General features: G+C 58.5%; 10 protein-coding genes, 1 tRNA gene and 2 rRNA genes. 8 read left to right on the top strand and 5 right to left on the bottom strand.

Going from position 1 to position 10,876, the window contains the following annotated elements; genetic code table 11:
- The 4 genes from G5306_RS10030 to G5306_RS10045 form a co-directional block, all read left to right on the top strand.
- Positions 1 to 142 (top strand): 23S ribosomal RNA (locus G5306_RS10030); the annotation flags it as partial.
- Between the two features lie 82 nt (positions 143 to 224).
- A 5S ribosomal RNA gene (gene rrf, locus G5306_RS10035) occupies positions 225 to 339 on the top strand.
- Positions 340 to 434: 95 nt separating this feature from the next.
- Positions 435 to 511, top strand: a tRNA-Asp gene (locus tag G5306_RS10040).
- Positions 512 to 1,066: 555 nt separating this feature from the next.
- Positions 1,067 to 3,019, top strand: a complete 1,953-nt coding sequence (locus G5306_RS10045; RefSeq protein WP_421312816.1) for a ligand-gated channel protein — start codon at positions 1,067 to 1,069, stop codon at positions 3,017 to 3,019.
- 45 nt (positions 3,020 to 3,064) lie between these two features.
- Here G5306_RS10045 and G5306_RS10050 read toward each other — a convergent pair whose 3' ends face one another.
- The 3 genes from G5306_RS10050 to G5306_RS10060 all read right to left on the bottom strand — a co-directional run bounded on the left by G5306_RS10050 (position 3,065) and on the right by G5306_RS10060 (position 6,738).
- Positions 3,065 to 4,477: a diguanylate cyclase domain-containing protein gene (locus G5306_RS10050; protein ID WP_421312817.1), complete on the bottom strand. Its 1,413-nt coding sequence runs from the start codon at positions 4,475 to 4,477 to the stop codon at positions 3,065 to 3,067.
- 140 nt (positions 4,478 to 4,617) lie between these two features.
- On the bottom strand, positions 4,618 to 5,982 hold the full coding sequence (locus G5306_RS10055) for an ATP-binding protein (RefSeq protein ID WP_371878966.1): 1,365 nt from the start codon (positions 5,980 to 5,982) through the stop codon (positions 4,618 to 4,620).
- 33 nt (positions 5,983 to 6,015) lie between these two features.
- Positions 6,016 to 6,738 carry a response regulator gene (locus tag G5306_RS10060; protein ID WP_005342708.1) on the bottom strand — a complete coding sequence of 241 codons (723 nt, stop codon included), beginning with the start codon at positions 6,736 to 6,738 and terminating at the stop codon, positions 6,016 to 6,018.
- Positions 6,739 to 6,937: 199 nt separating this feature from the next.
- Here G5306_RS10060 and G5306_RS10065 point away from each other — a divergent pair, with 199 nt between their 5' ends.
- The gene (locus tag G5306_RS10065; RefSeq protein ID WP_005355311.1) at positions 6,938 to 7,288 is read left to right on the top strand and encodes a hypothetical protein; all 351 of its coding nucleotides are present in this window, start codon (positions 6,938 to 6,940) and stop codon (positions 7,286 to 7,288) included.
- A gap of 177 nt (positions 7,289 to 7,465) precedes the next feature.
- On the opposite strand, the gene G5306_RS10070 is transcribed toward G5306_RS10065, so the two are convergent.
- Positions 7,466 to 7,885 (bottom strand): hypothetical protein, encoded by a 420-nt coding sequence (locus tag G5306_RS10070; RefSeq protein WP_216979692.1) that lies wholly within the window; start codon positions 7,883 to 7,885, stop codon positions 7,466 to 7,468.
- A gap of 99 nt (positions 7,886 to 7,984) precedes the next feature.
- Positions 7,985 to 8,899, bottom strand: a complete 915-nt coding sequence (locus G5306_RS10075; protein WP_421312818.1) for a LysR family transcriptional regulator — start codon at positions 8,897 to 8,899, stop codon at positions 7,985 to 7,987.
- Between the two features lie 258 nt (positions 8,900 to 9,157).
- On the opposite strand from G5306_RS10075, the gene G5306_RS10080 reads away from it, so the two are divergent.
- From G5306_RS10080 to G5306_RS10090, 3 genes are read left to right on the top strand one after another with little or no spacing between them, the layout of a single operon-like run.
- Entirely contained in the window at positions 9,158 to 9,490 is a 333-nt protein-coding gene (locus G5306_RS10080; RefSeq protein WP_013723379.1) for a hypothetical protein, read from the top strand.
- 30 nt (positions 9,491 to 9,520) lie between these two features.
- Positions 9,521 to 10,207 (top strand): pirin family protein, encoded by a 687-nt coding sequence (locus tag G5306_RS10085; protein WP_216952676.1) that lies wholly within the window; start codon positions 9,521 to 9,523, stop codon positions 10,205 to 10,207.
- 39 nt (positions 10,208 to 10,246) lie between these two features.
- Positions 10,247 to 10,639, top strand: a complete 393-nt coding sequence (locus tag G5306_RS10090) for a DoxX family protein (protein WP_005336513.1) — start codon at positions 10,247 to 10,249, stop codon at positions 10,637 to 10,639.
- Positions 10,640 to 10,876: the final 237 nt, after the last annotated feature.

Consider the following 10,876-nt stretch of genomic DNA (forward strand, 5'->3'; position numbering starts at 1 on the left):
GAAGCGAGCCCTGAGATGAGTCATCCCTGACCCCTTGAGGGTCCTAAAGGGCCGTTGGAGACCACAACGTTGATAGGCGGGGTGTGTAAGTGCAGCGATGCATTGAGCTAACCCGTACTAATTACCCGTGAGGCTTAACCATACAACACCCAAGAAGTGTTCTAAGGCTTGTAACAGATACCAAGCGAACTACTTACGTCAGCTTTCTCAGATTGAAGAATTTGCCTGGCGGCCATAGCGCCGTGGAACCACCTGATCCCATGCCGAACTCAGAAGTGAAACGCGGTAGCGCCGATGGTAGTGTGGCATTCGCCATGCGAGAGTAGGACACTGCCAGGCACCCAATTAAACGGTGATGTGAAAACACATAGCCGGCTGCGAGGATGACACCTCACAAGAAGCGGCAAATGATTTAGCGCAAGCTAACCGAATGCGGAGCGGTAGTTCAGTCGGTTAGAATACCGGCCTGTCACGCCGGGGGTCGCGGGTTCGAGTCCCGTCCGCTCCGCCACTAATTTAAAGGCCTTCCCAGATGGGAAGGCCTTTTTGCTATGGGCGGTTTTTACCCACTAACCCCGATGGTTGCACACCAGAACCAACACAAAGCCCAGTCTGACGACTGGGTTTTGATGTTTTTAGCCTGCTGGTGAGCTGCCGACATCCCACCGCGATGGCAATACCTTCCCCCTGTTGGCGCTCTTGCTACTGTTTCCAGCTCTGTATCGCATCACACCCCACCTGCATGACGATTAAATCAGGCCATCTTGCAACGGTACGTCATCGCTTCCACTTGTTTGTGTAATCCCCTTTTTTGCTTATGGATTTATTCCATTAAAACAGTCTCTTATCAAGAATGAGCGATTCTGCTGCAGGAATACCACATGAATCAAATGATAATGATTATTGTTTGAATGATTCTGGCGAGGTCGTTACAATGCGGGCTGATTAATAAAGTGCTTTTCAAATGAGCCTTTTCTAATGCTGCGTCTGGCCGGATGCTAGGGCGTTGTAATAAGTGAAGTAAGGGAATACGTCACCTTCCTACTAATAATGTTCAGGCTAAAACATGACAACAGTGAAACCGAACAAGCTTGCCTTGCTGATCTGCTCCCTTCTTGCGACCCAGGCCTATGCTGCCGAACAAGAGGTGATGGTCGTCACCGCTTCCGGCTTCCAGCAGAAGATTGAAGACTCTGCCGCCTCCATCTCCGTGATTACCCGTGAGCAGCTGGAAAAGCGCGCCTATCGCGATGTGACTGACGCCCTGAAGGATGTTCCCGGTGTGGTAGTGACCGGTGGTGGCAGCAGCAGTGATATCAGCATTCGTGGTATGGGCTCGAAATACACCCTGATGCTGGTTGATGGCAAAAAGGTGGATAGCCGTGGTACCCGCCCCAATAGCGATGGACCCGGTATCGAGCAGGGCTGGTTACCGCCGTTGCAGGCAATCGAGCGGATTGAGGTCGTGCGTGGCCCCATGTCATCCCGTTATGGTTCAGATGCCATGGGCGGCGTGATTAACGTGATTACCCGTAAGACTACCGGTCTGGCCTGGCAGGGCTCGCTTCACGCCGATTCGACCTTCCAGGAGAACAAGGATGCTGGCAACAGCTTCCAGACTGATGCCTATACCGCAGGTTCACTGATCGATGGCGTGTTGGGGCTGCGCTTCAATGGTCAGCTGGCCCATCGTGGCGAGGATAAGTTTACCCAGGGCTTTGCCGAGCAGGAGACCCGCAGTGGCACGGCCGTGCTCAGCTTCAAGCCCGACGAGCACAACCGCTTCGATCTGGAGGCCAGTCGCAGCCTGCAGGATCGGGATCGCACGGCAGGCAATTCGCTGGATGCCAAGGCGAAAGATAGCCTGTATCGCTACGAGCGCACCAACTATGCGCTGACTCATGATGGTCAGTATGATTTCGGCTCCTCCAGCAGCTATCTGCAGCAGGAGACCAACAGCAACCCCGCTCGCAAGATGGAGCTCACCAACACCATCGCCGATACCCACACCCAGTTCATTCTGGGAGCTCACTACCTGAGTGTCGGTGGGCAGTATCGTTATGAGGATCTGCACGATCAGGGCAATAACCTGAAAGTGGCCAACCCCGCCACACAGCTGACCCGCTGGAGCTGGGCGATGTTTGTCGAGGATGAGTGGTCACTCACTGACAGCTTTGCCCTGACAGGGGGCGCTCGCATGGATCGGGATCAGAACTACGGCTCTCACTGGAGCCCGCGCCTCTACGGTGTCTGGCATCTGGATGATAGCTGGACTCTGAAAGGGGGGGTATCGACCGGCTATCGCTCGCCGGACTTGCGGATGTCTGCGGCCAACTGGGGTCAGGTTACCGGCGGTGGCAGTCTGGATGGCATGCTGGTCGGCAACCCGGATCTCAAACCCGAGACTAGCGTGAGTGAAGAGATCGGCCTGCTCTGGAATGGCCATCAGGGCTTCAATGCCGGGGTAACCCTGTTCAACACCGACTTCAAGAACAAGATCTCCGAAGTGCGTCGCTGCACCAGCAAGAGCGATCCGGCCTGTACTCTCAATGGGTACAGCTATGACTTCATCAGTGATCGGGTCAACGTCGACAAGGCGAACATGCGTGGCGTCGAGAGCATGATGGATTGGGTGATCAACGACAAGTGGTCGGTCAGCGGCAGCTATACCTTTACCCAGTCCGAGCAGAAGAGTGGCCCGCTGGCGGGTCATGCCCTCAACCAGATGCCACGCCACATGGTCAACGGCAGCGTAGACTGGCAGACCACCGAGGATCTCAACCTCTGGTCGCGGGTCAACTTCCGTGGCGAGACTTCCGAGTACCTGAGCAGGGTCAAGATGGCGGAGGGGACTCCCTCCTACACCTTCTTTGACATGGGGCTGGTCTACAAGGCCAACAAGCATCTCGATCTGACCGCCGGGGTCTACAACCTGTTCGACAAGACGGTGGATTACAGCAGCTATGGCACAGTGCTGGATGGCCGCCGCTACAATCTGGGTGTCACCTACAACTTCTGACAGACATAATGCCTCACGGCCGCCATCATCCGATGGCGGCCGTTTTTATTGGGCATCCATCGGGTTGGCCGCTGCCTGATATGGTGCCGCTTGCCAGGTGTTGCGACCATTGGCTTTGGCTTGATACATCAGCTGGTCTGCCTGCCGCAGCAGCTGATCGGTGTCGATACTCTCCCCGGCTGAAATCCAGACTGCTCCTGTGCTGATGGAGAGGGTGACTTCACCAAGTGTGGTCTCCAGCCGCTCTTTATTGACTTCCTGACAGAGGCACGCCGCCCACAAACCGGTCGCCTGCAGGTTATCGCTCGGCAGCAGGACGCAAAACTCCTCACCGCCAATGCGTGCAAACAGACTCTGCTCCGGCAAGATGACGGCTATGCTTTCGGCCAGTTTTTCCAGCAGTTTGTCGCCCACGTTGTGGCCAAATTTATCGTTGGTCTCCTTGAAATGATCCACGTCGAACAGCAGCAGAGCGCAGGGTGTGCCGCTGGTCAGCTGCTGCTCCAGTGACGGGATAAAGGCGCGCCGGTTGAGGAGGCCCGTCAGCGGATCTGTGCTGGCCAGCTTTTCGAGGCGGGCATTGGCGCGGCTCAGCTCTGCCGTGCGATTGGCGACGGCCCGGCGCAGCTGCACGATATAAGCTACCATGACGAGGCCCGCCGCCAGCAGTAGCCAAGGGCCGAGATGGATGGGGTAGACGGTCTCGACATGCATCCACTTGCGGATGATCCGCTCCCGGTCGCTCTCCTTTATCCTGGCAAATCCCTCTTCGAGCTTGGCCAGCAGGGCGAGATCCCCTTTCTTGACGGCAAAGCGGATCTGGTCGGTATAGAGGTGGCGCACCGGAATAAAGCGGGTCGGATCTGCCGAGGTATAGATGTAGAAGTTGGCGACCTGCAGATCGGCGATAAAGGCCTTTATATCGCCCCGAAAGGCCGCAGCCAGCAGGGTGTCGTTGTCATCGAAGGTCTGCAGTTTGGTGCCCGGGAAGTAGCGCCTGGCGTAATACTCCTCGTAGCCACCGGCTACCACACCGACCGTTTCATGGAGCAGGTAGTAGTGGACATCGGTGCCGCGCAGTTCGCTCGAGAAGAAGAGTTGGGAGTCGAGCTGGGCGAGAGGCCGGCCATAGTCGAACAGTTTGTCCCGCTCCGGTGACCAGAGCAGTCCGGCGTGAACATCCGCTTTCCCCTCATGGAGCAGGTCGAGAGAGCCTTGCCAGTCGACCAGCCTGAACTCGATCTTCTGGCCGGTGACCCTGGCATATTCACGCCACAAATCGATCAGCAGGCCATCCGGCTGGCCCGACTCATTGATATAGGAGAAGGGCTGCCAGGCTTTGGAGTTGGTAATGATGATCGGCTCTTCCGGGGCTTTGGCCCAGGCAGGCAGGGCAAGGGCGAGCAGCAGGAGCCCCCATCCGATACTGACTATGACTCCTGTCCTGGAAGAGGCCATCCTTGCTCCAATCCGTTGCCGTATACCGTCCCGTGGTCACCGATTATCACCGTCTTTCTGATCGAAGAACAAGCGCTCAAATGATGAAGTTTGCATGATGCAAATGGCGCCATGACAAGGCTGGCGGATAGAGTAATTACTTACAGCGGCAGGCTGATCCGCGCCTCCAGCCCACCTTGTGGCCGATTGAGCAGGGTCAGTTCGCCGCCGTGCTGATGCACCAGGGTACGGGCAATGGAGAGCCCCAACCCGACACTGCCGGACTCGGTATTGCGCGCTTCATCGAGCCGCACAAAGGGTTTGAATACATCCTCCAGCCGCGCAGGATCGATTCCCGGCCCGTTGTCACAGACCCGGATCAACAGCTCCTCCTTGCGTCGCTCCAGCGACACTTCGGCGCTGCCGGCATATTTGATGGCGTTGCCGATAAGGTTCTGCAGCACCCGGCGCAGGGTGTTGGCCCGGCAGGCGTAGACCTCTTTGCCCTCCGCCAGACAGGTGACCGGCTGGCCGGTATCAGCGTAGTCATCGCACAGGCTGACCAACAGGCTGACCAGATCCAGCTCGCGGGTAGCCTCCTGCTGTCCCTCCTCGCGGGCAAAGCTGAGGGTCGCCGCCAGCATCTGCTCCATCTGTTGCAGGGTCTGCTGGATCCGCTCCTTGTCCTCGCTATCGGCCAGAAATTCGGTACGCAGCCGCAGGCTGGTGATGGGGGTGCGCAGATCGTGGGAGATGGCCGCCAGCATTCGGGTTCTGTCCTGCACGAAGCGGTCGAGCCGGGTGTGCATCCGGTTGAAGGCCTGAATCGATTCGCGGATCTCGGTCGGCCCCTCCTCTTTCAAGGGCTCGATATCCTCGCCCCGTCCGAGCCGATCTGCGTTGCCTGCCAGCTGCTTGAGCGGGCGAGTGGCACGGCGAAACAGCAGCACCATCAGCCCGATCACCAGACTGGCGACCAGCATAAGATTGAGGGTGGTTTGCCACGACCAGCTGCCCGCCTCCTTGTCGACCAGTGAGCTGAACTGCAGCCAACCTCCCTGCGGCAGTTCGATGGAGCCATAGAGCCGCATGTCGCGTGATGGGGGCGGTGGCCCCTTGCGATCCCGCATCATGCGGGCGTGATGCTCCCAGGCTTTGCTGCGCTGGGCATCCTCTTTCAGCTCGGCGCTGATCTCTATGGTGAGACCCTGCGGGTAGCCGAGCCGAGAGCGCACCAGCTGCTCGAAGCGGGGGCTGCGATTATCCGGTTGCAGTGGTTCGTCTGAGAGGCGCAGCAGCAGGGTTTCGCTGCGGCTCGCCTTGAGGATCTCGTCATAGAGAGATGGGGGTGATAGAGAGAGCAGCCTGACCACCGAGATGATCCGCTGCATGGCGTTGCGGCTGTTGACGAAGCCAAGCGCCTCCTCCCGATCCGAGCGGTAGATCTGGATGCTGAGCAGCTGGATCAGGATCAGCCCTGCCAGCGCCACCAGAATGATCTGGCCTGTCAGCCCCTTGGGCCATATTTTTGCCCACAGTCGTTTCAAAAAGGTCACCGCTTATGCCTGCGTCACGTCGGCGGAGAACATATAGCCGCCACCCCAGATGGTCTTGATCAGCTCCGGATTCTTGGGATCCCGCTCCAGCTTGCGGCGCAGTCGACTCACCAGAGTATCGATGGCGCGATCGAAGGCCACCGCCTCGCGGCCACGGGCCAGGTCCAGCAGTTGATCCCGGCTCAGCACCCGTTGCGGGCGTTCGAGAAACACCTTGAGCAGATCGAATTCGGCGGTGGAGAGGCTGAGGCCCACCCCATCCTCATCGACCAGCTCCCGGCGATTGACGTCGAGTAGCCAGCGATCGAAGCGCAGATCCCGGGTCAGGGTCTCGGCGGCAGGCTGGGTCTCGGCCTGGGTGCGGCGCATCACCGCCTTGATGCGCGCCAGCAGCTCGCGCGGGTTGAAGGGCTTGGCCAGATAGTCATCGGCCCCCATCTCCAGCCCTATGATGCGGTCGGTCTCTTCCCCCATGGCAGTGAGCATGATGATGGGCAGGTTCGATTTGACCCGCAGCTCGCGGCAGAGGGTCAGACCATCTTCACCCGGCATCATCAGATCCAGCACCAGCAGGTCGAACTCCCGCTCCTCCAGCAGTCGCTTCATCTCCTTGCCATCCCGGGCGCAGCTGACCCGCAGGCCGTGCTGTTCCAGAAAGCGTTTCAAGAGATCGCGGATCTCGCTGTGGTCGTCGACCACCAGAATGTGGGTGTTGCCCTGGTTCATGAATACCTCCCCTGCTTGGCGTTGGCCCGAGTATACGAAAATCCGGACGGCGGTTTGTGTCAAAGTGTGCCAGATCCGCACGATGCCACACTCTGCTACAAAAAAGGGCGATGCTGGCAAAGTTCAGACACCGACAGGGTGTTTACTTGAGGGCAAGGCAAGAGCGCCGAACCAGAATCATCCCTACAGGAGATAGACCATGAAAAAGCTGACCAAAACCCTGCTGACCGCCACCCTGATCCTTGGCCTGCCGCTGGGTGCCTATGCTGCCAGTGAAGCGGCCCCCACCGGCCAGCCCGGTGCCATGGTGGATTGCCCGATGGACGGTGGTGGCATGATGGGTGGTAAACACCACGGTGGTCGCCACGACAAGATGGCTCGTATGCAGAACATGACCCCGGAGCAGATCCAGGCCAACTTGCAGCAACGTTATGATCGCATCGAGGATCCTGCCAAGAAGGCGGAGTTCATCAAGAAGCTCAACGAGCGTGCCGCCGGTATGACCAAGCACGCCGAAGCGATGAAGCAGTTCGCCGAAGCGAACCAGTAACAGCGCCAGCTGTTATCAACCCAAGGGTGGCCGAGGCCACCCTTTTTGCGCTTACTGCGTTGAGCAGCAGATTGGTTGAACGCTGGTGATTGTCAATAAAAGAGGGGGAGCCTGATGCTCCCCCTCTTGCCATCTGTACCGGTGCGGGGTGTCGCCCTACCCACCGGACGAGTGAACTTAGCCCTGAGCCTTGTCGGTCAGGTCTACTTTCTTGACGGTTTCCCCTTCGAACTTGATGACCACGTTTTTCTTGGCGGCGTCGGTATCTTTCAGCAGGGTCTTGGTGGTCTCGGCCAGCATGGGAGACGCCTTGTTCAGGGCATCCAGGTCATAGGTCCACACTTCCAGACCGGCTTCGGTCTTGGTAGAGGCCGGCGCACCCAGCTTATCCTTGACCGCCTGCTTGTTGGAACCACCTTCCTTGATATCCAGTGCCTTCTTGATGGCTTCGTTGGATGCGCTATCCATGGCTCCGGATACGGCGGTGCTGGCCGCATCCTTGACGCTGCTGGTGACGCTGTCGGTCAGCGAGTCCATCAGGCCGGCATTGGCAAACAGGGGCAGGGTGGTGAGGGCAACCAGCAAACTCTTTTTCATTTTCTACAGCTTCCATGGGTTCAATGAGGCGGCTATGAAATCAGCAAAGATATTGGGCGTCAAGTGAGGCATGCAATTAACATTTCTGTTAACTGTCTCTCATTTTTCGCCAGCCATAAACAGTTTTGGTATCTCCCGCACCAACCAGCTTTTGGCCTTACCCATGGTGTCTCGCCGCCAGGCCAGCACGACCTGCAGCTGATGGCGATATTCGGGGCTGATCACCTTGAGCCGTCCGGCTCGGATATCCTCCTCAATCCAGCTCTGTGGCATGGTGCCGACCCCGATCCCTGCCAGCAGGGCATCCCGTTTCTCCGTCATGGTGCTGACAGTGAGGCGCGGCTGCTTGTCCAGCAGGCGGTAGGTGAGAACCGGTTTGCGCAGGGCTGTGTCGGCCACCGCGATGGCGCGGTAGCGGCGCAGGGTCTCGTCGGCCAAGGGTTCGGGCTCCTGATGCAGCGGATGATCGGGATGGGCGACGTAGAGCATCACCTCGTCCTTGATCACCTGATGCTTGATGCCGGTCATCATGATGTCCGGGTTGATGGAGGAGATCAGCAGGTCGGCACGCCCATCTTCCAGACACTCCCAGCTACCCGCCAGCACCTCGGCCCGCAGCCGCAGTCGGGTATCGGTCTGCTCGGCCAGCTTCTCCACCAAGGGGTAGAGGGCCTGCACCGGGACCAGCGCATCGACGGCGATTGTGATGTCGGTCTCCCAGCCACGGGCCAGCGCCCGGGTCTCGCCTACCAGATGCTCGGCTGCCTCCAGCAGCACCCGGCCGCGCTCCAGCAGCATGCGCCCCGCCGGGGTGAACTTGGTGCGGTGGCCGCTGCGGTCAAACAGCATGGCATCCAGTTCGTCTTCCAGCTTCTGCACCGTATAGCTCAATGCCGAGGGCACCTTGCCCAGCTCGTCGGCCGCCGCCGCAAAGCTGCCGCGGCGGTCGATGGCGTCCAGCACCCGGATTGCCTCCAGGGTCAGCGCCCGTTCCTTGTTCGATTCCTTGGCCATTCCTCACCTTCAATTTTTTTGAATATGTTTGCCAGTTTATCTCGCTAACAAGTTAGGTCATGTCACTTTAATATTCAATCAACGCTTAGGCAGGAACGTCGAGCGGCCAAATATGCGGGTAGTTCCGCACTGTGACACACCAAATCGGTCTGTCTGATGTCGGTGAAAGAACAACACACTATTTGAATAACCTCTTGCATGGATGCATTGATTCTGGCCGAAAAGGCCTTGGCAATGACATATAAAACAAGAGAGTGAATGAACATGAAAAACGTAATCAAGATGCTGGCCGTTGCAGGCCTGATGACCACAGGTTTCGCCCAAGCTTCTGTACCGGCTGACTTCAATGCCATGCCCGGTGTGCTGTTTGTGAACTGGAACGCCACTGCCGCAATGGATGGCAAAGCCAATCCGATGCTGGAAGTGCGTGACGAGTCTGGCGATCTGCTGGCATCAGTCCACGCCAATCTGACAGGCACCCAGCAGGTGCGGATCCCGAGCCGTACCCAGGGCAACCTGACCGTCAGCCTGGCTGACCAGAGCAGCGAATACCGTATTCCGTTCGGTATCGGTAGCGGCAAACAGCGTTAATCAACCGTCCCGGTAGATGAGGAGCACACCATGATGCAATTGAGAGCCGCAGAAGCGCGGGGCAAGGCCAACTTTGGCTGGCTGGACGCGCGCCACAGTTTCTCCTTCGGTCACTACTATGACCCGGAGTGGATGGGACACTCGGTACTGCGGGTGATCAATCAGGATCTGGTTGCGCCGGGTGGCGGATTCGCCACCCACCCTCACGCCAATATGGAGATCCTCACCTGCGTGCTGCAAGGCACCATAGAGCACAAGGACAGCCTCGGCCATGCCGAGCAGATCCCGGCAGGGGATTTCCAGCTGATGAGTGCAGGTAGCGGGATCCGCCACAGCGAGTACAACCCCTCGCAGACGGAACCCCTCTCCCTGTTGCAGATCTGGATCGAGCCGAACGAGTTCGGCACGCCACCCGGGTATCAGCAGAAGAAGATCGAGTCCAGACCGGGCATGACGCTGGTAGCGTCACCGGATGGCGAGGCGGGATCGCTGCGGATCCGCCAACAGGCCCGCGTATGGCGGCTGGAACTGGCCCCGGGCGAGACGCTCGAATGGGCACTGGCTGGCCGACACGGTTACCTGCAGATGATTTCAGGTACGCTTGCCGCCAACGGTCTGGCTGCCCGACCCGGCGACGGGGTACTCAGTCGTGATGAATACCGGTGGGAGCTGGTTGCGACCAGTGCCAGCCAAGCCCTGTTATTTGACCTACCCTGAAGCAGTCAGCGGTGATGTGACACAAACGAGGAATATGAAATGGACAAGATGAAAGATGTAGCGCTGCTGGCGGGTCGTGTACTGCTGGCGCTGATGTTCGTAATGGCGGGCTGGAGCAAGATCGGCGGCTATGCCGGTACTCAGGGCTATATGGAAGCGATGGGTGTGCCCGGCTTTATGTTGCCGCTGGTGATCCTGCTTGAGCTGGGTGGTGGCCTTGCCGTCGTGCTGGGTCTCTTTACCCGCAGCCTCTCCGTGCTGCTGGCCGGTTTCACCCTGATGGCTGCCTTTATCTTCCACTACCAGCCTGCCGAACAGATGCAGATGCTGATGTTTATGAAGAACGTCTCAGTGGCCGGTGGTTTCCTGGCGCTGGCGGCGGCCGGAGCAGGGGCTTTCAGTGTGGATGCCCGTCTCGGCAAAAACTGGTAATGCCCTGAAGAGTCAAGTTTTCCAATGCCTTTTGGCCGGTGCAACTGCACCGGCTTTTTTCTGTCTGCGTTTTCCGGGGCGATGAGGCAGCTGCACAAATCTGCGGCGCCCCTCATGGTTCAGCGGTTTGCCCGCCTGCTGGCCACAAGAGCCTTTTGCATCTTCCCCTTCGATCCCTGACAATTCCCTCTCTTGTGAAGTGACGGAAATGGCTCGCCTTTTCCCTCGCCCCCTCTC

This window comes from Aeromonas sp. 603404 (genome assembly GCF_049171775.1).
Taxonomy (GTDB): Bacteria; Pseudomonadota; Gammaproteobacteria; order Enterobacterales; family Aeromonadaceae; genus Aeromonas; species Aeromonas veronii_A.

Excerpts from the sequence above, each read along its gene's own strand:
- G5306_RS10045 (WP_421312816.1), top strand. The coding sequence starts at position 1,067 with ATGACAACAGTGAAACCGAACAAGCTTGCCTTGCTGATCTGCTCCCTT.
- G5306_RS10050 (WP_421312817.1), bottom strand. The coding sequence starts at position 4,477 with ATGGCCTCTTCCAGGACAGGAGTCATAGTCAGTATCGGATGGGGGCTC.
- G5306_RS10060 (WP_005342708.1), bottom strand. The coding sequence starts at position 6,738 with ATGAACCAGGGCAACACCCACATTCTGGTGGTCGACGACCACAGCGAG.
- G5306_RS10065 (WP_005355311.1), top strand. The coding sequence starts at position 6,938 with ATGAAAAAGCTGACCAAAACCCTGCTGACCGCCACCCTGATCCTTGGC.
- G5306_RS10070 (WP_216979692.1), bottom strand. The coding sequence starts at position 7,885 with ATGAAAAAGAGTTTGCTGGTTGCCCTCACCACCCTGCCCCTGTTTGCC.
- G5306_RS10075 (WP_421312818.1), bottom strand. The coding sequence starts at position 8,899 with ATGGCCAAGGAATCGAACAAGGAACGGGCGCTGACCCTGGAGGCAATC.
- G5306_RS10080 (WP_013723379.1), top strand. The coding sequence starts at position 9,158 with ATGAACATGAAAAACGTAATCAAGATGCTGGCCGTTGCAGGCCTGATG.
- G5306_RS10085 (WP_216952676.1), top strand. The coding sequence starts at position 9,521 with ATGATGCAATTGAGAGCCGCAGAAGCGCGGGGCAAGGCCAACTTTGGC.
- G5306_RS10090 (WP_005336513.1), top strand. The coding sequence starts at position 10,247 with ATGGACAAGATGAAAGATGTAGCGCTGCTGGCGGGTCGTGTACTGCTG.